Origin of the sequence: Bradyrhizobium sp. PMVTL-01 (genome assembly GCF_051861855.1) — a bacterium.
Classification (GTDB): Bacteria; Pseudomonadota; Alphaproteobacteria; order Rhizobiales; family Xanthobacteraceae; genus Bradyrhizobium.
Genome location: NZ_CP193982.1, coordinates 1,569,401 through 1,592,785, shown reverse-complemented (window position 1 = coordinate 1,592,785; position 23,385 = coordinate 1,569,401). Strand labels below are relative to the sequence as shown.

Here is a 23,385-nt window from a genome sequence, read left to right as displayed (position 1 = left end):
GCGACGCGCCCGGCGGTCAGTCTCAGATCAGAAACTTCGGGGGCGGCGGATCGATTCCGGGCGGCAACCCACGTCTCTCGACCTGCAGCGTGGGTACCACCTTGACGGTGGGCATCAAGGCTACCGCTTCAACTACCGGGGCTGGTACGGAGACCGAGAAGCAGCCGTGACAATGATGGTCCGCCAAGGAGCCCTTGTCGGAATGACCGGCAGCCTTCTCGGCGAGCGAGAGGACGATCTTGGACGACGAATTCGTGACATCGAGGTCGCACACGCCGTGCAGCAAACCGGCGACCAGGTACATCGCCATCACAAACATGGCCATCGCGCCGCGCAAGGAGCGCGGCAACACTCGGCAAAATCCGGCGGCAGAAAGGGTCACTCGTCGATTCCGGACCATCACTATCTCATCGAGTACCACGCGCCCGGGTGAAATGTCGACCCGCAACAATGTTACACGGAGGCATTCAACAAACATGCACGCAAGATGAGCGCGCAAAATTGAGCGTCCGGCGCTGTTCGTCAGTTCCAGGTCGGCAGAGGCGGGCAAAGCCGGCTGTGAGCTGGCTTCCAATGTCGATATATGCGACAATACGAGATCATCGGCTCAATTGCCGACGGCTTAGACAGACCATCTGTCACCCCGTCCTGGCCGTTCCCTGGCGCATAAACCGAACGCCATCCTGCGGCGCGAGCTGGATGCGCAGTGCCGCCCGCAGCGCGCCGACGCCGAACGCGCGCAGCTCCTCGTTGAAGTCGCCCATCCGCGGAGACAGGGCAAGCGCCTCGATGCCCGCAGCATCGGCGCGTTCGGTCAATGCAGTCAGCGCCGCGTCACCCGCGGCGTCGGCGTCGCGGGCGATGTAGAGCCGACGCAGTGTCAGCGGGAGCAGAAGGGCGCCAAGGTGATTGGCCGAGAGTGCGGCAGCCATCGGCATAGCAGGCAGAACACAGCGCAGTGATAGCATCGTCTCGATGCCTTCACCGACAGCGAGGACGTCGTCGGCCGCGCCAAAGCGGACGGCATGGCCGAGGAGGCCGCCCATGGCCCGCCGTGGCGTGTCGATTGGCGCCTTGCCGAGTGTGGCCTCGCTGAAGCCGTCCGGGTCAAGCCACGTTCGGTGTGCACCGGTAAGTTTGCCATCGAGGTCGGTGACGGCGGCGATCATCGCCGGCCATGTCTCAGTCGGCGAACTGTCGTCCGGGCGATAGTAGCAGCGCGGATGAAACCGCAGCGCGCCCGCATCGTGGACAGCCTTGATGCCGCGATTGCGTAAGTACGCTGCCGCGAGCGTGTCTGGGATCGGCTGCGACATGGCGAACAGCCGCTGCGCCGCTTCCGGCGATCCGGCGGGGACGGGTGTGCGAACGGGCGTTGGGCTGCGGCGCGGTTCGGCGCGCGGCAGACTCAGAAAGCGTCGTGCTTCCTCGGCGACATCGCGAAAGTTAACGAGGCCGCAGCTCTCGCGGATCACGTCGAGGAGATCACCATGTTCAGCCGAGGCGGCATCGGTCCAATGCCCGGCGGCGCCGGGACCGGATTCCGGTCCGCTGAGCCGCACGAACATCGACCGTCCGGGCGTATTGCGAACGTCGCCCACCGTCCAGTATCGACCTTGGCGCCGCCCGTTGGACAGGTAATGGCGGCAGACCGCCTCGGCATCACGGGCGAGGCGGCACGCCAGTTCGAAAGCGTCGCGGGGCATCAGGCAACCTCCCGCGCGCTGACATTATGTTGCGTAGAAGCCGTCAATCGCCTGCGAGACAGCGCCCAATCGCACCCGCACAACATAACTCTCGGCACAACATATTCAGTCCACTTGCCGGCGGGGCCCTTCGGCGATTCCTGCAACCGCACGAACATCGAGCGCCCCGGCGTGTTGCGGACATCGCCCACCACCCAGTACCGCCCCGCCCGCTTGCCATTGGAGAGATAGTATCGGCACACGGCCTCAGCCTCACGCGCAAGGCGGCGTGCCAGTTCGCAAGGCGCGGCAGACATCACGCGGCCTCCCGCTCACTGACGCGCGCCACCGGATAGGTGTCGAGCACCTTTGTCAGGATCCCGACGCCGCTTGCGTCCGTGGGCACGAACATCCGCAGCTTCCAGGAGATGATCTCTCCAAAGAGGCCGTAGGCGCGGAGGCGATCGCGCATCGTGTCATTGAATCCCGGCAACTCGATGCGCCATGCGCCCATCACCCGGACGCGGCGAAGCTGGAGCCTCTCCGCGAGGTCGAGAACGGTGCGTCCCTTCGTTACCGCGGCAAAGGCTGCGTCCGGGGTCAGAGTGGGCGCGTCCGCCGAGATGACGTTTGCGACCCACGCGGCAGAGACCTTGCGGCCGATGATGCGTTCGCCCGCATCAGTCTGGAGCCGATAGACACGGGTCGATTCGTTCCGCAATCGCTTCCAGATTGGTAGCAGCAAGCCAGCAACGACGTCGATCGTGCTTTCCGTGAACTCAGGCACCTCGGCGAGCTCCGCCAGCCAGGCCGCGGCAAAACGTTCGCGATCCGCTTCAACCCAATGGCTCTCCGCCATAATGTTCAAGGGGACCTGGTGCTGCTCCATAGGCCGGATCAGGCGAACGCGGCGCTCAATCTCGCCGTCGTCGAGCATGATGCTCGAGGCCGGAACCTGCACGGCGGCCCGTTCCGAGAGCTCGTTGATCAGCAGGACAGCAAAATTGGAAAGACGAGCAAGGGCGTCATCCAAACCAACAGGATGGTTACGCTGGCGCTGGACGATGGTGAGCAGCCGCGTCTCCGCGCCTGTGCGCGGATGGACGTAGATCGTCCTCCGGCCGCTGACGACAAAGCTTTCGGCGCGGAGCGTTTCCAACCCGAGGTCATAGGTGCCCGACGCAACAGCGCCCTCTATGCGGGCGGTCAAGAGCTGCTCGAAGGCGATGAACAGGACATTCTGCAGATCGATAGTGAGCGCCAATAACCTGTTCAGGAAGGTCGTGATCGGCAGCAGGTCATCCCTGAGCCCATTGGCATCCGTCAATTTCAGGCCGGTCGCATGCTCAAACTTCTCGAGCGAGAAGCCATCGACCTTGCCTCGCGCGAGCAGCGTGTAGAGTTGACGCAACGCATCGCGCCCGTACTGGCTTTCGAGATTGTCCTCAGGCCGGAACAGCCCCTGCCCTCCGGTCTGGCGTTGGCCGCGCGTAATCGCTCCCAATGTGTCGAGCCGGCGTGCGATGGTACTGAGGAAGCGCTTCTCCGCCTTTACGTCGGTCGCAATAGGCCGGAACAGCGGCGGCTGCGCCTGATTGGTACGGTTGGTCCGGCCGAGCCCCTGGATAGCGGCATCCGCCTTCCAGCCGGGCTCGAGCAGATAGTGGACCCGCAAGCGGCGATTCCGCGCCGACAGCTCGGCATGGTAGCTCCTCCCGGTGCCGCCCGCGTCGGAGAACAGGAGGATGCGCTTGACGTCGTCCATGAAGGCCGAGGTCTCGGCGAGATTGGCCGAACCGGCGCGATTTTCCACCACCAACCGGTCGCCCCTGCGGACGACGCGGCGCGAGCGGCCGGTCACTTCGGCGACCATGTCGGTGCCGAACCGTTGCAGGATTTGATCCAGCGCGCCGGGTACCGGAGGCAGCGAAGCGAGTTTCTCGATGAGGCGGCCGCGTCGTGCGACGGCCTCCCAGCTCTCCACCGGCTGGCCATCGCGATAGACAGGCCGAGAGCAGAGGTTGCCCTCCAAGTCTGTAAAAGGTTCGTAGAGCTGGACCGGGAAGGAATGGGCGAGATAGTCGAGCACATACTCGCGCGGGGGAATGTCGACCTGGACGTCGCCCCAGTCTTCGGTCGGGATCTCGGCGAGCCTACGCTCCATCAGCGCTTCGCCCGTTGAGACAGTCTGGAGGACAGCGGCATGGCCGGGGTCGAGATCGCGGTCGATCGATCGGATGAGCGACGGCGTCTTCATCGAGCTCAGCAGATGACCGAAGAAGCGCTGTTTGGCGCTCTCGAAGGCGGATCGGGCCGCGGATTTGGCCTGCCCGTTCAGCGTTCCGGTTTCGCCGGTGATGTTGGCGGCCCGCATCGCCGCGTCAAGGTTGTTATGAATGATGCTGAACGCATCGGCATAGGCGTCGTAGATACGAACCTGCTCCGGCGTAAGCTGGTGTTCAACGAGTTCGTACTCGACACCCTCGTAGGACAATGAGCGCGCGGCGTAGAGACCGAGCGCTTTGAGATCGCGCGCCAGCACCTCCATCGCCGCGACCCCACCCTGCTCGATCGCCTCGACGAACTCGGCACGTGTGGCGAATGGGAAGTCGGCGCCGCCCCAAAGACCGAGGCGTTGGGCATAAGCTAGGTTGTGGACCGTGGTTGCGCCCGTCGCCGACACGTAAACCACGCGAGCATTGGGCAAGGCGTGCGGGAGCCTCAGGCCTGCGCGCCCCTGCTGAGAGGCCGCTTGGTCGCCGCGCTCGCCTTTGCCCCCGACCGCATTCTGCATGGCGAGGCTCTCATCGAAGACGATCACTCCGTCGAAGTCGGAGCCCAACCATTCAACGATCTGCCTGACGCGCGAAAGCTTCTCGCCACGTTCGTCGGTGCGTAGCGTGGCATAGGTGGCAAAAAGGATGCCTTCCGAAAGCCGGATCGCGGTACCCTGGCGAAACCGGGACAGGAGCGTGACAAGCAGCCGCCCCATGCCGAGCGCGGACCAGTCGCGCTGGGCATCTTCGATTAGCTTGTCGGATTTGCTGATCCAGACCGCACGGCGGCGGCCCTTGAGCCAATTGTCGAGCAGGATCCCTGCGACCTGCCGTCCCTTACCCGCACCGGTGCCATCGCCCAAGAACCAGCCGCGACGAAAGCGGACGGCATTCTCTGCGTCGTCGCTCGCGGCAGCCACAACGTCAGAGGTCGCATCGACGGCCCAGGAGCCCGCCAGGAATTCGGAATGCGCCTCGGCCGCATAAATGACGCTCTCGATCTGGGCGTCCGACAGAACTCCATCTGCCAGCAGCCTCGGAGGCAGGTGCGGACGGTAAGACGGCTTCGGTGGCGCAACCGACGCCATCGCAGCGGACTGCACGCGCTTGGTCGGATGTGCGCACGATCCGGGAATACGGATCGACTGCAATCCGTACTCCTCATAGAGCGCATCGGTGAGACGGACGCCTTCCGGCGGCGACCAATCGACGGTCTCGTACGCGAGTTCAACACCTTCGGGCGCGCTCCTCGAACTGGGCGAGTGGCTTGGTGCAATGGCGCCGGCCGATCGGGGCGTTGCAGGAGGCCTAACAATATCGCCCATGACCGGCGCGGCGACAGGTAGCCTTGGTGGCACGTTCTGGGTCACCCAGTTGAGCAAGGTGGCGACATCGCCGGACATGCCCTGCGAGGCGGGAAAAACCTTTGGATCGGCAGCCGGCCACTTGTCGATAACGAGCAGCCTCGTGTCCGTGTGAGTCCCGTGCTTGGCGTAGAGGGCGCCGTCGATCGTGGCAAAAAACACGACCCGTCCCCGCTCCTGGAGCCGAAGAAAGGCACCGGTCCACGCCGGGTTATCCGGCGCAAGGCCTGCGCCGGCGATGGCGACGAGGCGCCCACCATCGCAAAGACGCGCGAGCGCCGAAGCGATGTGCCGGAAAGCGGCGGCCGCCATTCGGCGATCGGCATTGGCCACCGCGGAGAACGGCGGGTTCTTCAGAACGACGCTCGGCACAACGCTCGCTTCGAGATGATCGTCGATCTGCGCGGCGTCGAATCGCGTGACCTCAACCTTGGCAAACAAATGATCTAGCAGCGCCGCGCGGCCTTCAGCCAACTCGTTCAACATCAGCGAGCCGCCGGCAAGCTCGGCCAGGATGGCGAGCAAGCCGGTCCCAGCGGATGGCTCCAGAACGTGGTCGGCAGGCGTAATGCCGGCTGCGGTGCATGCGGCCAGCCCAAGCGGGATCGGCGTCGAAAATTGCTGGAGCGCCTGACTGTTCTCGGAGCGCCGCGTATGGGTCGGCAGACAGCCCGCGATTCTCGCGAGCATTGGCAGCATGGCAGCCGTCGAGCCAGCCTTGGCGCGCATGGCCGGACCGAACTTGCGCAGGAAGAGAACGGTTGCCGCCTCGCAGACGTCATAGGCGGTCTTCCAGTTCCCTGCGGCCGCCCTGTCCGAGGCGCCGAAGGCAGCTTCCATGGCACTACGCAGGACAGCCGCATCGATGCGACGGCCGCGTTCGAGATCAGTCAAGATCTGCCGGGCGGCCTTGAGGGCGGCAGAGGTGACAGTAGCAGCGGCACGCATCGAGAGCGGCGCGGCGGCAGCGCCGCCCGCAAGAAATTCGGTCATGGCAGGATTTCTCGGGAGAGCAGGAACAGGTCGAACCGCGCGGCGCTCCCCTTAAGACCACGGCAATTCAAACCTTCCCGGCCCTGCTCTCCCTCTCAGCGCTCGCCCATAAAATGGGGACCGGCGTTACACACCGGTCCCCAGGCAGCTGCAGGATGGCCCGAGCCATCCCGCTCTGTGTCACTCAGTCGCGTCGAGCTGTGCGGGTCATCGTCGCCGGCGTTCTCCCGATCCTCATCGTCGGCGAGAAATTCGGGTAGCGGGCCTGCTTCCACCTCCGGCTCCACTGACGCCGCATGGGGATCGACGAGACGCAGCGGTTCCGGCAACCAGCCCGAACCATCGAGAAGACGTTCGGCCTCTTTGGCCATGTCGGCCTTCTTCAAGTGGTCGATCAGCTGCGCGGAAGATCTCCCCTTGCTTCTCGCACGGCTTCCAGAATGCGAGGCTTGATGACTCCGCCAAGATAGTTGTCGACGCTGGGTCGCCAGCCGGCCTGCACCGTGTCCAGCCCGACCGCGCGCGCCAGCACATTGGCCTGGTCGAGACGCGCGCGAACACTATGGGCGGAGACACGGCCCTGATCGTAGCGGTTGGCTGGCTCGTAGAGAGCGTTGACCGCAAATGACCCACGGTGAGCGAACAGGGACGCCTGAGCGGCACCGTCGAGAGCTGTGAGCGCATCCCGCAGGTCCTTCTCGCCTTTCGGCAACCGTGCTTTCCAGGACTCATGCGGCGCCTCGACGGTCTTCGCGGACGCGCTCTCCCTCAGGGCGGGGGCTTGAGCGGGAAAGGTCGGCGTGCGAAGTCCGATCTCAAGGGGACTCCCCGTCGACGAGAACCGGTAGAACGCAGTCAGCACGAAATTGTGCAGCACCGCCTGGAACGCGATCGCCGGATTTTCCGCCAGCGCATTGCGCAATGCCAGTGTACGATGTGCGGTCAACTCGGTGATCAGCCGATCCGGCAAGGGTTTGGCCGCGTCCTCATCATCTTCTGCAGCGTCAGCAGCGCTACTTGCGACCGCGATGACCGTGCGCTGAATGGAGCTACCTGCCTCTTCCCCTCGATCGGCTGCGCATCGGTGCCCTGCCTGACGTCAGAATGGATCGCGGACATCTCGTCCTCCGACCGAACATAGCCCCGATCCACCGACAGGCGCCCTTCGGAATCGATGCTGACGAAGACGCCAGCGCGGACGATCTCGGCCGGCTCGTAGATCATCGATCGGTGTTCGAATGCGAGCAGTGCCGCTTCGATCTTGCCTAGCCGCTGGTCGACCTCATCGGGCAGTTCGTCGGGATCCTGATAATCCGCTTCAAGCTTAGTATGCTCGCCGTTGAGTGCGTCGATGGTGGCCTGCTCCTCCGGGGTGAGATCCACAGGTTTGCCCTCGAGTTCGCGGAGGCCGTTGGTATGGCCGTAGGGGAACTCGACCGCCACTGAGATCCACTTCCAACCCTCGGTCGCGATGCTTTCCGCCTCGAGCTTCAGCTTGTCGGTAACAAGACAGTCCAACAAGGCAAGGTCCTGCAAATATCCGCCATCGTCATGCTCGAACAGATCACGCAAAACGCCCCCGCCTGCCTGTTCGTAAGCCTCGAGGCCCACGAACCGAGCGCGGCGATCGGACGCACGGACCGTCAGCAGGCGCCGGATCTGATATGGCTCGTCGTAACCTGAACGACTGACCTGCTCCCAGACTTGCTCCTGGCGAACATGATCGGCTGTCACCGAGAACGCCATCAGTTGCTCGAGGGTCATACCGTCCTGGGCATGGATCTCGTGCAGCTTGCTCGAAACCGAGCCCAGTCGAAGCCGCTGCTTCACGACGGCCGGCGTCACAAAATGCCGCGCAGCGATGTCTTCCTCGCTCATGCCACCTTGCTGGAGGCGCTGGAACGCGCGGAACGGATCGAGGGGGCGGAGGCCGACTCGCTCGTCGTTCTCCGCAAGCGAGTTATCTTCCGCGATACCCTGGTCCCGAACAACGCACGGAACCGCTTGCGTCTCCGCCATGCGCTTTTGTTTCACAAGCAGTTCGAGGGCGCGATAGCGCCTGCCGCCTGCAGGCACTTCAAACATGCCCGTCTCGTTTCCTTCGGCATCACCGACGGCACGGACGTTGAGGCTCTGCAGGAGTGTGCGCGCCGCGATGCTTTCGGCGAGTTGCTCGATCGAAATGCCCGCCTTCACATGGCGAACATTGGATTGGCTCAGCACCAGCTTATTGAAGGGAATGTCGCGTGAGGGCGACAGGGTGATCTTCTGGACAGCCTTTGTCATGTCGAGTCTCCACGACGGGCAGCCGCGAGCCTCTCTCGACCTTCAACCCGTCGCGAAAACGACCCTGCCCTCTCACTCGCTTACCAGCGGTGGCCGAGGAGACCCTCACGCTGCCTCCTGTTCCGCTCTCTCCGTCGTCATGTCGCCAACCTCCTCCGGCAAGAACCCAAGGAGATAATCCGCAACCTTGCTGGCTTGCGAGGCAGCTCGCACAATAGCACGATTGTCCTCTCGCAGCACCTCAAGCCAGGAGCCGATATAATCGGCGTGCCGCACCGTCGGCACGATGCCGAGCGAGGCGCATCCGAAAGCGGATGATATCTCCGCGATCAATTCCTCAAAGGCATACTTCTTGCTTCCGTAGCTTCCCGACAAATCGCGATTCAGACGCGATGTATGGCCGCTAGCATGCGCCAGCTCGTGAAAGGCCGTCCGATGCCAGTTGATCGGCTCGAAATAGGCTTGTGGTGGCGGTACCTGCACATAATCTTCTGCCGGCATGTAGAAGGCGCGGTTGCCGCCAATGCGGAAGTCGATCCCGGTCGCCTTGATCAGGTATTCAATCTTTGGCTCGATCAGGCCAGGCGGCGGAGGTGGCGTCGTTGCGATCTCCGAAGGCAAGCCCTCGCACTGATCGATATTGAAGACCGTGAACCGCTTGAGGAACGGGATGGCCTGCGCTTCGTCACCTGTTTCGCTGGCGCGCCGCTTTTCGTCGGCCGGCACAAAGCGGTCGGCATAGACGACGCTCGTGCCGCGCTCGCCCTTGCGGACGTGACCGCCGAGCGAGAGCGCCTGACGGAAGGTGAGCCAGCTCTGACTGGTGAATGCGTGTTCGGTGGCAGCCCCCCAAAGGATTAGGACGTTGATGCCGCTGTATTGACGGCCAGTGGCGGCGCTTTTCGGCATGGCCAATGACGCCGCCGCCGCCGCCGAACCCCAAGGCTGTACCCACGGGACGCGGCCGGCTTCAAGCTCGCCGATAATTTTGTTGGTGATTTCGTCATAAAGGCTGGTTCGGTCCTCGCCGGCGCGTGCCCGAAGATAGTGTCTGGACATAACGGATCTCCGCGACGGGCGCCGCGAGCCTCTCTCGCAGCTTGTAACCCGTCACGGCAAAACCCGGCCGGCACTCTCACTTTAATCGAGGCCGCGCGATTTGCGAGAGCTCCTCACCCACACAAATGACAGAATGCGAAATCTGAGACGCGCTCCGTCTTTCGTTCCATTCTTCGGGATGGCCTCGCGGTGCTTTAGGGCCGCAGGCCCCACCAGGCGTGCGCCAAGGGCGCATCGCCTCAACACGAGCATAGCGACCCGAGGGGCACGCGGGTCCGAGTGCAGCGACGAGACCGGTTCAATAGCGGCACCCGGGAACGGGGCAGTGATAGCGATCGTCGTAGGCGAGCCGCTTTCCCGAGTGCCCCGGCGAGGAACTCCCCAGGCCTTGCGCGAGGGATCGAAGCCGGATGGCCGAGACGCAAAGCGGCTCGGTTCACGAGAGCCCGGTGCGGCGGAAGCCGCACGCGCAAAGCGGGAAATCGCTAGCCTGAAGATCTAGATTTCCTCGCGCGCATGCGTCTGCGCGTCATAGATCCTGATTTGAAGCATGGGAAAACGTTTCTTTAGTTCTTCTCCACCTGCCCTGGCGCCGTCTCTGGTTGCAAATTCGGCTTTGAGTCGGCCATCCACTTCGAGTGCGTAACCAGAGGCCGGCGGTTCACGGGTAGCTGCAACCATTTCATTCCCATTGCGTAGTGAGGGGCTTAAAATGATGGGTAACGTGAGTCGCCAAACCGCGCTAGTCCCACCTCCCCGAGCGCGGTGATCGGCGCACCGTGTGGATTGACGCTTCGCCGTGCCCAAATGGCACTGGAGAGCTCGAGACGCTCGTCATCGAGGAAGCGCGTCAGCCAGGGCCAATCTGACGAAGCGCCGGCGCAAATGGCTCCAGCAATGTACTAGCACCACGGCCCTTGCGGTCGGACAACTTCGATCAGCCGATCATAACCGTCATAGGCATCGTTTTTCAGGAAGTGTCCGTTGAAGCCGTCCAGGAACTGCTCAGCGAAGACGCCGCTGCGACCGGGACATATCGGAACAGCACGATCGGCGGACTTGGGCCGCTTTAGCTGCGATCGTCGGAGGCGATCGCCCAGAAGCAGCTCTTTTTGACCACGCCCGCGATCGAGCACCGGCGCCGTGGTTCATCCATGAACAGGCGATCCGCCACTGCCAGATGGCGGCGCATGTGGTCGGCAACGGGCTGGAGATGAAGCAGCGCGGCCTGACCAATTGCCCGCGTCACTCAGATGGCGCCAGGGTTGCGCCCGATCATGATCCCGGCGGGCTCGCGATGACCATCGGGAAATCCTTCTCGTTGCGCCACATGCGTGGGTTGGAAAAGTAGCGGACAGGCGCGCACCGTGCACTCTCGCACTAGTCAGCTTCTCGAAAGCCAACCGTCCTAGAATTCGAAGCCGATCTTTAAGGGCCAACCGAAGAGGCTTTGTTCTCATAGGAGCAAGGGAGAGCATAATGGATTCCAATCGGATAAACGGTGCCGGCTTGCCAGAGTCCCCAACGGGGTACGCCCGCTCACAGGAGGATCATGAGCTTTTCAGACAAGCTGTAAACGACGTCGGGCGGCCGCTCGCCGCTGTACCGGCAAAGCCCCCGATTTGGAGTTCGAGCGCTCCATACGGGAACTTTGCACGCGAGGGCTACTCCTGGAACAACGATGTGTGGGGCAGTGGTGCCGGGCCTCAGACCATTTCAGTGTATGGACCGAACCGGTGGAGCGTGTGGTCGAACCAGCCTCGAACTGGTGGCATCAAGAGCTATCCGCATGAGGCCGTCCATATCGGGAAGCCGCTCAGTGCAATCAACACCTTGAGCTCGACCTTCAATCAGGACGTTCCTAACAGCGGCGCTTGGGATACCGCCTATGATATTTGGGACAGCTCAAACCAGCATGAGATCATGATCTGGACAAACTACACCGGAAACTCGGACGGTAGCGGCAACGTTAAGCCGATTTCTTATCATTATCGGCAGGATCCCTCCGGGGCGGCGATCCCGGTTTACACTAACGTCGAGGTGGGAGGGACGACCTGGAACGTGTTTCAAGGGAACAATGGTCACAACGTCATCTCGCTCGTGCCCACTTCGAAGAGCAATAGCGGGACAGTGGACATCAAGGGCATCCTAGAGTGGATCAAGTCGAAAGGCTACTTCGGCGACATAAACGTCGGTAGCGTCCAATACGGCGTCGAGATCACCTCGTCCCCAGGCGGAATGGACTTCAAGTTCAATAACTGGACCGTGACCTCAAAGTGAAGATCCAGTTCTGTTCGCCTCAGTTAGCTTTCTGTCACCGTTATCTCGACGACGGGCGCTGGTACTGGCGTAGCGTTGCGGACGCGGTTATTTGCAATGAACGCGTGTTGCTAGCTGCGGAAGATAGCACAGGTCAGATTTTTGGCACAGTCCAGATGGTACCTGCCGCGTCTGAGAACCAGATGCATAGCGCTCAAGTCGTCAAACTGCTGGTTGGAAGAAGTGCACGCCGTCGCGGTATCGGGCGCTGGCTGCTGTCGGCTGGGAAAGATGTTCTTGACGCTCAGCACGACCACAAGTTCTGCTGCCGAGCGTCTTTACGCCAGCGAAGGATGGCAGCGCGTGGGTATCATACCGGGTTGTGTGCTCGCCTCTGACGGAACCTATCGCTCGGCGACCTTCTTCTACAAGAATCTCTGATACTGCGTTGCTAGATCATTACTGACGGGCTTGGTATTCATAGACAAGATCGTCGGGTCGCGTCCCGATAACCATCATCGTCGGGGAGCATCGCTGACATTGCAGCCTTGTTCATGGTTTGTGAACAACGACAACTTGGGATCTCCAGATGAGAATATCAAAACTGAGCAGACGGTGGATCATTCTACTGCTGCCACCGCTTGTAATCACAATGACTTGCACCAGCGCCGCTGAGGCTAGTTGCAGTCCCGACGCCGCCGGGCCGACGATCGGGATTTAAATTCCATGCGCATGGGCTGCGGAGACTGAAGCAATGCCTAGCAATGCGCTTGACAAGCTGCCCCAGCTCCTAACTGCCGCGTTAAAAGACTTCTTCGTCGAACATCGAAGCCCGTAAATCGGAGCGCCCGGTAGCGGCACTCGGGAAAGGGGCTCGCCTCTCGGCGATCGCCATCACTGCCCCGTTCCGCCTTCGGCGCGCGCCACCCGTGGGGGGGCCGGCGTTCCCCTCATCGCATAGAACGAGAGGATCCATCCTCCCTTCAGCGTGTCGCCGACGGTCGCCTTTGCAGCAGGTGACGCCATGTCAATCCACGGCGACGCCTGAGGCTTCGGCCTCCGGCTCCCATTGCGCAATGTCGGAGGCGATGACTTGGCCTATTATCGTTTCGCAGAAACCGGGGCCGACTTATTACATTTGAGACGAACGCGTCAGAGTCGCCGATCCGAGTATGAGGCTTGGAGCATTGCTAAACTGCGGTGAAGTTTTACCAGGAAGACCTGAAGCGCCGGCGCCGGGCGACCGGGATCGTATCTGTGAGGGACAAACGCAAAGGGTAAGGGCGAGAATTGCGCAAACTAAGCGCCTCAGTTCGCGCGCGACGGATAGCTCGCAATCTTGCGAGTGAGCTGCCAAGTTCTACCGTGTTGGTCTCGGCTAATTGCTGCGCTCGCTGCTTAGCCGCCTCCTCACCAGCGCAAATCAGCCTTACGCAGTGCACTATATTCCCGTCGGGCTGCGCTGCGTGCATGTCTTTGGTGGAGGTCGTCATCGGTCATGCTTATCTGATCGCGACCACCGCCCGGCATATTGCCTAGTTGCAACGTTCCTGCATGGACATCGCTCGGATCTTATTCCCCGCCAGTTGCGCTCGACGATAGCTATAATCAATTTTTCAGTGGCGATCAGAGCCAGCTCCATTTTTTCCTTAACAATAGTCGACGTATCTCGACCGATACTGTCAAGGTGGTTCAGGGCCATCGCTTTGAAACTATGGGCTAGGCGCTCCTCGGCATCGTCGCGTGCATAGTCTACAATAGTATCCAGGTGAGCGACGATTTCAGCCCGTTGCTCGGTCGGTTTTGGTCCGTCAAGCAACGTTATCGCTCGAATAAAGGACTGCTCAATAGGGATCATATCAGGTTTCCTTTGGACTGTGGTTGGAAGCAGTGATTCCAGCTCGCACCATTGGTGAAGATTCAGCGGAAAGGCGGGGACTTCAAGCGGCTTACCGCTCCGAAAAACGGCCAGCGCAGGGGTGATTCGGCGCTCACGCCCCCGAAAGCACTGTCTCTACCACCAGCCGTCGCCCTCGGAGTTAGCAAGGCTGGCCACCTCGGCCCCCCAGAGGCTGAACTCCCAAAGGGTGCTGCTAATTATCGCGGAGAAGGACTGCAAGGCACCTACCAGGATTGGTTGGCGCCGATCTCATGTGGTCCGCGATTAGGCGGCTGGTGGGGTATGGGTCGTGGCCGTGTGTCCACTCGATTCTAAATTGGTGGTTCTCCCTTTGAACGAGAACCTAAGCGTCGTGCCCTGCCTTTCCGCTCGCGTGGACGGCATCGACCGCGGCGCGGATTGCCTCCTTCTGAGTAGCGTATGGGTCGGCTATCGTCGCTCGCAGTCATTTTGGCCGCGCCGTGGAATCATACGTGGTGGCTGGCTCACGCAATCTTTGCTGGCGCTCTGCAGGCCGATCGCCGACAGACGGCAGCCTCGCGAGCTGAGGAAGAAGGCCTGGCCTTTTTGGGAAACACAGTATCGCCTTCAACCGCCAGACGGGACACCGCATCAAGTACGTGAAGGTCGACGCCGACACCGGCGACGAGGTGCCGAACGAAGACATCGCCGGGGTTACGCGCTCGAGAAGGGTCAGTACATCTAGGTCTCGAAAGAGGAGCTCGAGGAGATCGCGCTCGAATCGACACGTACCATCGAGATCGACGAGTTCGTCGACCGGCCCGACATCGATCCCCGCTACCTGATCCGCCCCTACTGCCAGCGCCCGGACGGCTAGGTCGGCCACGACGCCTTGGCCGTGATCCGTGAGAACATTCGAGAGATGGACAAGGTCGTCGCCATCGGTCGGGTGGTGCTGACCAACCGCGAGCATATCATTGCGCTCGAGCCGATGGACAAGGGCCTTGTCGGCACTCTGCTGCGCTACCCTATGGCGTGCGCAGCGAGTTGGAATGCTTCGACGAGATCCGTCAAGGACTTGCCCCTCCAGGGCGGCGGCCACGAATTCCGGCGGCTGAGCGCTAGCATAACCGCTCATTAGGTTGGCGGCATGACCCAGCTTGAGCCGGATCCCATCGCTGCCATTTTCGCGCGGATCGAGGGCGACGCCTATGCCGAGTTCTTGTCCGACGTCAGCGAAAACGGCGTGCGCGAAGCGGTCGGCGTGTTCAAGAGAAATATCCTCGACGGCCGCAATCGCTGTCGCGCCGCCGTCGAGACCGGCGCCGATTGCCCGACGCGCAACTATTACGGTGACGATCCGCTGGGATACGTCATCAGCCTGAATTTGAAGCGTCGACACCGACAACGATCCGAGATCGAGATGTTGCTCTCTCTCGGAGAGATTTAATCGCGTTAGGGCTTCTTCTCGAACTTCGAGCGGGCCCACGTCCCGTTCGGCAGCCCAATTTTCAACCCTCTGGCCTACGTCATCCTCCGCATGAGCTGAATCTGCCACGTCATAGACTGTGAGCACTCCGTCCCACTGCGCCCGCCGAGAGCCAGCGCGCGATGTGTGCGGCGCGGGCAGCCGAACAATTCAGGCAGCGACAGGGGACGGCCGCGCAGAGTAAGGCGGCGGTGGCACGGTGGGACGGCGAGGTGGAAATCAGACGCCTCCACGCGGATACGTCCCTGTCATATGATGGTCGTGCTGAAATGGTCGAGCAGCTTCGGGCAGGCGCAACGATCACCGCGTTTCCAACTCCTATGGTCGCCACCTGGCGATAGCTTCTTCGTCAGCTTACCGACAGGTAAGTGCTTCAGAGGTTACAACGTATCGTATGGACTAAGTCTACTCAGTCCTGGCAAGGGAGTATGGAATGGATCCTTTTGAGGCAGGACAGATTCTGCGCGCCGATGGGATCTCTTCGAACGAACAAAAGGGCGCAGGAGCGGAGATCCTCCCTGATTCGCTCCAGTATCTCGAGCTCAGCGACAATCAATTGACGAGTCTGCCGGAGGGCTTCCCCGCTATGCTCCATACTTTCGCCGTTAGGGGCAACCAGCTAACCAGCTTACCTGAGGCGCTCCCGCCCGGGCTCGTGCTCCTCCTCGCTAACCATAGCCAGCTAACCAGCCTACCCGAGAACCTACTGACGCATTTGAGCACTGGTGCCGAGTTAGATGTGTCTGGAGATCCGCTGCCGGAGCAGGTGCTGACGAACCTGCATACAGGCTCGATTTCGTGACCACCGCGGGGTACCACCGATTCGGCCGGCAACGCGCGGCGAGCATCAGAACAGCGAGGCAGCCATGGTAAAACCGTTCCCGTCGAAGACCCATATCGGCAACCATATGCTGCATCCGGAAACCCTGATGCTGACCTATGGCTATGATCCGCAATTGTCGGAAGGCGCCATCAAGCCGCCGGTGTTCCTGACTTCGACCTTCGTGTTCAAGACCGCCGAAGACGGCCAGGACTTCTTCGATTACGTCGCCGGCCGGCGCGAGCCGCCGGAAGGCATGGGGGCGGGCCTGGTCTATTCGCGCTTCAACCATCCCAACAGCGAGATCGTCGAGGACAGGCTCGCGGTCTACGAGCGCACCGAGAGCTGTGCGCTGTTCTCCTCGGGCATGGCGGCGATCGCGACCACGATCCTCGCCTTCGTCCGGCCCGGCGACGTCATCCTGCACTCCCAGCCGCTCTATGGCGGCACGGAAACGCTGCTGACGAACACGCTGGCGCGCCTGTCGATCGGCGCGGTCGGCTTTGCCGACGGCATCGATGAGGCCTCCGTCAGGCAGGCCGCGGAGGAGGCGACGGGGAGGGGGCGGGTTTCGATGATCCTGATCGAGACCCCGGCCAATCCGACCAACGGCCTCGTCGACATCGCGATGATCCGCCGCATCGCCGATTCCGTCGGCAAAGCCCAGGGACACACGCCGATCATCGCCTGCGACAACACGCTGCTCGGCCCGGTGTTTCAGCGGCCGATCGAGCACGGCGCGGACCTGTCGCTGTATTCGCTGACGAAGTATGTCGGCGGCCACTCCGACCTGATCGCGGGCGCCGCACTCGGATCCAAGGCGATCATGAAGGGCATCAAGGCGCTGCGCGGCGCCATCGGCACCCAGCTCGATCCGCATTCGTGCTGGATGATCAACCGCTCATTGGAGACGCTGAGCCTGCGCATGGAAAAGGCCGATGCGAATGCGCGCCTGGTCGCGAGCTATCTGCGCGACCACCCCAAGGTCGCCAGGGTTCATTATCTCGGTCATCACGAGCAGGCCTCGCCCTCGGGGCGGGTGTTCGCGAGACAATGCCTGGGCGCGGGATCGACCTTCTCGTTCGACATCGTCGGCGGCAAGGAGGCGGCCGTGAAATTCCTCAATGCGCTGCAGATCCTCAAGCTGGCGGTGAGCCTCGGCGGCACCGAGTCGCTCGCGAGCCTGCCCGCGACCATGACCCATTCCGGCGTTCCCGCCGACATCCGCCAAAAGATCGGCGTGCTCGATTCCACCATCCGGCTGTCGATCGGGATCGAGAACCCGTCGGATCTGATCGCGGACCTCGCCCAGGCGCTGAACGCGGCTTGAGCGGGGGAACAAAGCGGATTGGACGCGCGGCATGCCGACATGATCGCCGCGGCAGCCTCGTTACTCTGCCCGCCCGAAGGTGCCGCACGAGGCAGATGTAATAGCCCTTGCCGGATGCGTTCAGCAGGGAATCGCCGGCAGGCCATCAATCTCACCTCGGCTTCGAGCCATTTGGAGATGGCGCGATCCAAGGCGAAACCAACTCCCAATTGCCGCCTGTTCCCGTGCCCGACCGCGATCACCGTGCTCCTGCCTTGCAGCTAGTTGGAGCAGTTCAGCCTCGGCTCAGTTATGGTCCGCTGCTTCCTTGCAATCAGGATGGTTTCGGCCGGCGTTGCCGCCCCCCTCAGCCTTCGCCGGCTCGAGCGCGATTGGAGCGTCTTCAGCCGCTTCGCGCACCGTGCTCCAAACGTTCTCCGCCGCTAGATCGTGCTTGTCGGCCTCTACAGGGGTTGGTCGGGTTGGCACTAGACCCACCTGCGCCGGTGTGGTGATCGCCCATCGCATCTTGTGGACTTCCCTCTGGCACTGAACCCCCTTTAAGGACGGGCATTTGCATCGTCCGAATAGGCAGACGGGCTTCCGCTGGCGCGGATGCATGCATGGGAGAGCCACGGCCCGATCTCACTGCCTTGCACAGCGCCTGCTCCGTGCGCTGAGCCGCCGCGGAGTGGCTGGCCTTGAGACTTTAAGCCGCCTGGAAGTGCAATTGTGGAACGGCTGCAACCAGCTTCCTCGTATAGGCTTGCCGAGGCCGTAAAAATACGTCGTCTGCTCCGCCGGCTTCGACGGCCACGCCGTGATTCATGACAAGAACACGGTCGCTCAGGTGGTGCACGACGCCGAGATCATGTGAGATGAATAGATAGCTGACGCGCAAGTGAGACTTGAGATCGCCAAGCAGATCGAGAATTTGCGCCTGGATGGATACATCAAGTGCCGCGACCGGCTCGTCACATACGATGATCTTGGGGCGCGGAGCAATCGCGCGGGCGATCGCAACCCGCTGGCGTTGACCGCCCGACAGTTCGAGCAGCCGCCTGGTTCTGAAGCTTGGCGACAGCCCCACAAGATCGAGCAACTCGCTGACCTCGGATCGTCGACTAGCTCTGTCGAGGGGATCTCCGCGGCGCCTCGCCAAGGCATCATCAATGACGCGCTCGATGCTCCAGCGCGGATCGAATGAACTTAGTGGGTCCTGGTAGATGACCGAGATATCCGATCGCCGCTGGCGGCGCTCTTTCTCAGTCGCTGCAGTCCACGGCGCACCTTCGAGCGTCACCTCTCCCAGGTCCGGCCTTTCGAGCGCGAGCGCCATGCGTGCCACGGTCGTCTTCCCAGACCCTGACTCGCCGACGATACCAAGCGTCTCTCCATCGCCGAGGCGAAACGAGACATCATTGACAACGGTACGCAGCTTGCCGTCCGGTCCACGAAAGCGCTTGACGAGCCCCTCCGCTTCAAGCAGCGGCCTACTACGCTGTGCGATATCCGATTGGGCCAGCGCTTTGGTCACGTCGCGTTCAGCCGAGATGAAGCGCGGCGCCTTAGAGGACGAAAGACGGCTGCCGCGTGACCGGACGGATGGGATCGCCTTAAGAAGGCTTCTGGTATAATCGTGTCTTGGATTGCCAAAAATCTGTTCTGATGAACCATGCTCGACGATTTCACCGTGTCGCATTACGATGACTTCGTCGGCCATCTGCGATACCACGGCAAGATTGTGGCTGATGAGGATCATGGCCTTCCCGCGTTCGCGGGTCTCGCTGAGCAGATCCAGGATTTGCGCCTGGATCGTAACGTCCAGCGCCGTCGTGGGCTCATCTGCGATCAAGAGAGCTGGATCGAGAGCGATCGCCGTCGCAATCAAGGCTCGTTGTCGTTGTCCGCCTGACAGCTCATGTGGAAGCTGCCGCGCCTTCACCGCCGGCTCGGGCACGCCGACGAGCTTCAGAAGCTCAACCACCCGTTCTGTCAACTCTGCGCCTGTCCTGATTGCGCGGTGAACAGTCAGGGCTTCACCGATCTCCTTGCCAACCGGTCTTAGCGGATCGAGCGACACCAGTGCGTCCTGTAACACGAAGCCGATACGCTTGCCGCGCAGGGCTCTCCATTCCGTGTCACCCAGGTGACCGATACTCTTCCCTTGAAAAGTCAGGCGGTCAGCTTGGACATGAGAACGCGCCCCCGTAAGACCAACCAGCGTCCGGGCCGTAACGCTCTTGCCTGAACCAGATTCACCGACGATCGCAACGCACCGGCCTTCCTCAACCGTGAAAGAGACCCCCTTTACCACAGCTCGCCGCGAATGGGCCGGCCCGAAGGAAACGTTGAGATTTTGTATCGTGAGCAACGGGTCGCTAGCGGGCGGCAGTGTGGCGTCTTGCCGGAAGGAGGCTGCGGGATAGGTCACATTCATGAAAGCTCGATCCTTCCTTCCAAGCGTTGCTGAACGTACTGGCCGATGACAGTCACGGAGAGCGCGAAGGCAGCGATGGCGATACCGGGCATGACCTCGAGCCACCAGGCATAGATCACGTAGTTACGCCCGGCATTGAGCAGCGCGCCCCATTCCGAAGAGGGGGGCGCAACTCCCAAGCCTAGAAAGGAAAGGCCGGATGCCCAAATGATCGCTTGCCCGACACCGAGCGTGAACATTGTCGCAAGTGGGCTGATTGCGTTGGGGAGAATATGCTTGAACAGGATGCGTCTCGGCGAGTGGCCTAGCGCCTTTGCCGCCTCAACATAACCGGTCGCTTTAACGCTCAGAACCTGCACCCTCACCGTCCGCGCATATCCGGGCGATGTTCCAAGGCCGACTGCGATGACCAGCGTCGGGACCGAGGTGCCCAACAACGAAACGAAGAGAAGCGCAAGAAACAGAGTGGGGAGAGCGAACAAGGCGTCGAACAGCCGGCTGAGCACATTGTCGATCCAGCCGCCAGACAGGCCTGCCGTCACGCCGAGTGCAAGCGCGAGGGCAAGGCTGAGCGCAGTCGCACCTAGCCCAATCGAGAGAGACTGACGTGTCCCCGCCACGATGCGGGAATAGAGATCCCGTCCGGACTGGTCCGTCCCCAGCCAATGCGTCAAGGAAGGGGCCTTGAGAGGTGACGTCAGGCTCAGCACTAAAGGATCATGCGTCTGAAGCAGTTTCGGCTCAATCGCCGCGATGAGGAAGAACGCCATAAAGAAAGCCGCGACATAGACCCGAACCGGAAACCTACGGGCGCCCGTCAGCACTCTTGCAGTTATGAACGCCTTTGCATGTCCAGCGGAGCTAGTGGCGAAACTCATGCCTCTTTCATCCTGGGATCGACGAGCTGCACCGTGAAATCCACGATCAAGCTGGTAGCGACAAACAGCGCTGCTGAAACCAGAACCACCCCCGAGACGACCGGGACATCCCGTGTCGACGTTGCTGCAACAAGGACGCCGCCCAGCCCCTGGCGGCCGAAGACCGCTTCGATCAATACCGCGCCGGAGAGCAGCTTCCCTATGATCCAGCCGGAAAGCGTGATCCCCGGCAAGGCAGCATGGCGCAGAGCGTGACGCAAACGGACACTGAAATCTCCCGTGCCGCGCATTCTCGATGATGTGATGAAAGGCTGATCAAGAACCCGCGTGAATTCACTCAGGACCGCTTGACCAAGGAAACCGTAGATTTCCAGGGCCAGGGCCATCGTCGGCAGAACGAGGCCCATGAGCGTGTTGCCGCCGACGACAGGAAAAAAGCGAAGCTGGATCGCGAAAACGACCAGCAGGATTGTCCCCAGCCAATAGGGCGGTAGTGTTGCGAGGAAGACCTGAAAGCCGCCTAGCGCCTTGGACCATATGTTGTCACGCCCGGCAAAAAGAACGGTTGTCGTGATGGTGATGATCCAAGCAGTCAACATCGCGGCAAAGGCGAGTGCAATCGTCGGTCCGATCTGGCGCGCAATCAGGTCCGTGACAGGTTGATATTGAACGTAAGACTGCCCAAGATCTCCGTGCATCACATCCCTTATATACTTTTCGTATTGCACGATGAGGGGTTGATCGAAGCCATATCTGGCGTTGATGGCGAGCAGCTGGTCCCGAGGAATCTCTCCCACGTTTCCGGTATTTGCATTGAAGATGATCTGGGCGCGTTCTCCGGGCATCAGAAACTGCACAAAGAAGGTGAACGTTGCCGCGGCCCAGACCACAATCAGGCCGGACAAGAGCCGCCGCGCCAGCCAAAAGCTTCGATTGCCTATCGTCTTCACCGCGTTCATTTCTTGCCGGTGAAATATGCGTCCGAGAAAACGGGCTCGCCCACCGACCCGCTGTCGAGCCAGATGTCCTTCACATTATTGGCCAAAGCGAGGGTGACATCCAAAACCGTGTAACTCAGGGACGGCGCGTTCTCGACGATCCGCCGTTCGGCCTGCTGATAAAGCGCGATGCGCTGCTCCTTGTCAGCGGCCTGTTCGGCCTTCTGGATGATGTCCCACAGCGGCAGATCCTGATAGCGGGATGGATTGAAGGGATTGCGGACACCATTCAGGTCCGGCTTGTACGAAATCCGATAGATCTCGGCGCCGGGCGCAACCCAATACAGGGGAACGATCTCATAGTCATTTGGACCAAAATTCTTTCCGGCCCAGAAATCAGCTTGGTTGGTGGGCTGGAGGCGCACGTCGAACCCTGCAGCCTTCGCTTGCTGCTGGATGATCTGCAGGACCTGATCGCCATCCGGAGGCGAAAAGGCGTTGGTGTAGGTGATGCGTATGATCAGCGCTTTGCCGTTCTTAGCTCGGATGCCGTTTGCATCGCGCTCCGTCCAGCCGGCCTCATCGAGCAGCTTGTTCGCCTTCTCGATGTCATAGGAATAGGATTTTGAGAGGTCGCTGACATATTCCGGGGAACTTTGGCTCAAAGCGAAATTGCCCTCATAGGGCAGCGAGCCGAGAAACGCCGCTTGCACGGCAGCACGCCGGTCGGAGGCGTAAGCAAAAGCCTGCCTGACACGCACGTCGTCGAACGGCGGTCTCTCCGAGTACAATGCAAGCCGAAGCGGCGTTCCGCCCGTGTGGTGACGCACGATCTTGAACCGCGAATTGGCGTCCTGCCAGTTGACGGCAGGGATATGATAGACAACGTCGGATTCGCCGGTCAGAAGTGAGCCGTAGCGTATCGTGGGGTCAGCGAGGAAACGCCACTCGATTCCTTCGACATAGGCTGGGCCTTGATGCTTGGCAGTGGCCGGGGCCGAATTGTAGTTTGGGTTTCGACGGAATATGACGTTCTTGCCGCGGTTCCATTTCTCCACGATGAACGGACCCGAACCGACCGGGCTTTCGCAGTTCACGGCCTTGCCACGCTTAAGCGCCGTTGGCGACAAGATGCCTTGCGAAGACTGCGCAAAGACATTCAATAGCGGCTCGAAGGGCGTCTTCAGCGTGATCTTGAGCGACAGCGGGCCAGTTGCCGCCGCGGATTCGAAGACGCCCTTGAGATAAGGGCCGGCTGTGGGGTTCTCCAGCTCCGGATTGTCGCCCAGCCATCCATTAATGTTATCGACGACCGCCTGGGCGTCCAGAGGTGTCCCGTCCGTAAATTTGACGTCGGGCTTGATCTGGAAGATGTAGGTTTTGCGGTCATCCGAGACGCTCCAGGCGGTCGCAAGCCAAGGCAGGATTCTTCCGTCTTCAGCCCTGGCGACCAGATTGTCGCTGAATTGACGCTGCAGGTACCATTGCTGCACCCAGCCACCATAGAGGCACGGCGGTTCCTGGAAGTGACCGTACCGGATGATCCCGCCCGATTGTGGCTTGCCAGCAGAAGCATCTTCCGCCTTCACGGCATCCGCTATGGTAAGGCCAGACATCGCGACGACGATGATTGCGGCGTGAGACTTCAGACGACGCTTCAGACTTTTGAGAAGAAACGCCGAACGAACGGCGGCCGGCTTAGACATGATAAGCTCCGAATGTGAAGGG

General features: G+C 61.4%; 16 protein-coding genes and 2 pseudogenes. 6 read left to right on the top strand and 12 right to left on the bottom strand.

Annotated features, from left to right (window positions below; genetic code table 11):
* Positions 1-22: 22 nt before the first annotated feature.
* The 7 genes and pseudogenes from ACRQ5Q_RS07455 to ACRQ5Q_RS07425 form a co-directional block, all read right to left on the bottom strand.
* Entirely contained in the window at positions 23-382 is a 360-nt protein-coding gene (locus ACRQ5Q_RS07455) for a hypothetical protein (protein WP_439396752.1), read from the bottom strand.
* Between the two features lie 256 nt (positions 383-638).
* On the bottom strand, positions 639-1,706 hold the full coding sequence (locus ACRQ5Q_RS07450; protein ID WP_439396750.1) for a DUF7146 domain-containing protein: 1,068 nt from the start codon (positions 1,704-1,706) through the stop codon (positions 639-641).
* A gap of 295 nt (positions 1,707-2,001) precedes the next feature.
* On the bottom strand, positions 2,002-6,318 hold the full coding sequence (locus ACRQ5Q_RS07445; RefSeq protein WP_439396748.1) for a strawberry notch-like NTP hydrolase domain-containing protein: 4,317 nt from the start codon (positions 6,316-6,318) through the stop codon (positions 2,002-2,004).
* A gap of 180 nt (positions 6,319-6,498) precedes the next feature.
* Positions 6,499-8,604 (bottom strand): annotated as a pseudogene (locus tag ACRQ5Q_RS07440) (ParB/RepB/Spo0J family partition protein).
* A 105-nt stretch (positions 8,605-8,709) separates the two neighbouring features.
* Positions 8,710-9,663 (bottom strand): ArdC family protein, encoded by a 954-nt coding sequence (locus ACRQ5Q_RS07435; RefSeq protein WP_439396746.1) that lies wholly within the window; start codon positions 9,661-9,663, stop codon positions 8,710-8,712.
* Between the two features lie 498 nt (positions 9,664-10,161).
* Positions 10,162-10,344 (bottom strand): hypothetical protein, encoded by a 183-nt coding sequence (locus ACRQ5Q_RS07430; RefSeq protein ID WP_164937376.1) that lies wholly within the window; start codon positions 10,342-10,344, stop codon positions 10,162-10,164.
* A gap of 388 nt (positions 10,345-10,732) precedes the next feature.
* The gene (locus ACRQ5Q_RS07425) at positions 10,733-10,912 is read right to left on the bottom strand and encodes a hypothetical protein (protein WP_439396744.1); all 180 of its coding nucleotides are present in this window, start codon (positions 10,910-10,912) and stop codon (positions 10,733-10,735) included.
* 230 nt (positions 10,913-11,142) lie between these two features.
* Between ACRQ5Q_RS07425 and ACRQ5Q_RS07420 the strand changes: the two genes are divergently transcribed.
* Positions 11,143-11,943, top strand: coding sequence for a GH12 family glycosyl hydrolase domain-containing protein (locus tag ACRQ5Q_RS07420; protein ID WP_439396742.1), 801 nt, complete (start codon positions 11,143-11,145; stop codon positions 11,941-11,943).
* A complete protein-coding gene (locus tag ACRQ5Q_RS07415) occupies positions 11,940-12,320 on the top strand; it encodes a GNAT family N-acetyltransferase (RefSeq protein ID WP_439396740.1) in 381 nt (126 codons plus the stop codon). The genes ACRQ5Q_RS07420 and ACRQ5Q_RS07415 overlap by 4 nt, the downstream gene beginning before the upstream one ends.
* A gap of 1,091 nt (positions 12,321-13,411) precedes the next feature.
* Here the strand turns inward: ACRQ5Q_RS07415 and ACRQ5Q_RS07410 are convergent.
* Complete coding sequence (locus ACRQ5Q_RS07410; protein ID WP_439396739.1) at positions 13,412-13,780, bottom strand: hypothetical protein; 369 nt, start codon at positions 13,778-13,780, stop codon at positions 13,412-13,414.
* A gap of 632 nt (positions 13,781-14,412) precedes the next feature.
* Here ACRQ5Q_RS07410 and ACRQ5Q_RS07405 point away from each other — a divergent pair.
* The 4 genes and pseudogenes from ACRQ5Q_RS07405 to ACRQ5Q_RS07390 all read left to right on the top strand — a co-directional run.
* Positions 14,413-14,854, top strand: a pseudogene (locus tag ACRQ5Q_RS07405) (Ku protein); the annotation flags it as partial.
* 79 nt (positions 14,855-14,933) lie between these two features.
* Positions 14,934-15,233, top strand: coding sequence for a hypothetical protein (locus tag ACRQ5Q_RS07400; protein WP_225128638.1), 300 nt, complete (start codon positions 14,934-14,936; stop codon positions 15,231-15,233).
* A gap of 472 nt (positions 15,234-15,705) precedes the next feature.
* Positions 15,706-16,074, top strand: a complete 369-nt coding sequence (locus ACRQ5Q_RS07395; protein WP_225128641.1) for a hypothetical protein — start codon at positions 15,706-15,708, stop codon at positions 16,072-16,074.
* A 64-nt stretch (positions 16,075-16,138) separates the two neighbouring features.
* Positions 16,139-17,422, top strand: coding sequence for a cystathionine gamma-synthase family protein (locus tag ACRQ5Q_RS07390; RefSeq protein ID WP_439396736.1), 1,284 nt, complete (start codon positions 16,139-16,141; stop codon positions 17,420-17,422).
* 688 nt (positions 17,423-18,110) lie between these two features.
* Here the strand turns inward: ACRQ5Q_RS07390 and ACRQ5Q_RS07385 are convergent.
* Genes ACRQ5Q_RS07385 through ACRQ5Q_RS07370 form a run of 4 tightly spaced genes read right to left on the bottom strand, consistent with a single transcriptional unit; the run spans position 18,111 to position 23,363 of the window.
* Positions 18,111-19,841, bottom strand: a complete 1,731-nt coding sequence (locus ACRQ5Q_RS07385; protein ID WP_439396735.1) for a dipeptide ABC transporter ATP-binding protein — start codon at positions 19,839-19,841, stop codon at positions 18,111-18,113.
* Positions 19,838-20,719: an ABC transporter permease gene (locus ACRQ5Q_RS07380; RefSeq protein ID WP_439396733.1), complete on the bottom strand. Its 882-nt coding sequence runs from the start codon at positions 20,717-20,719 to the stop codon at positions 19,838-19,840. Before ACRQ5Q_RS07380 ends, ACRQ5Q_RS07385 begins: the two co-directional genes overlap by 4 nt.
* On the bottom strand, positions 20,716-21,678 hold the full coding sequence (locus ACRQ5Q_RS07375; protein ID WP_439396731.1) for an ABC transporter permease: 963 nt from the start codon (positions 21,676-21,678) through the stop codon (positions 20,716-20,718). Before ACRQ5Q_RS07375 ends, ACRQ5Q_RS07380 begins: the two co-directional genes overlap by 4 nt.
* Positions 21,675-23,363, bottom strand: a complete 1,689-nt coding sequence (locus ACRQ5Q_RS07370) for an ABC transporter substrate-binding protein (protein WP_439396729.1) — start codon at positions 23,361-23,363, stop codon at positions 21,675-21,677. The genes ACRQ5Q_RS07375 and ACRQ5Q_RS07370 overlap by 4 nt, the downstream gene beginning before the upstream one ends.
* Positions 23,364-23,385 lie beyond the last annotated feature (22 nt).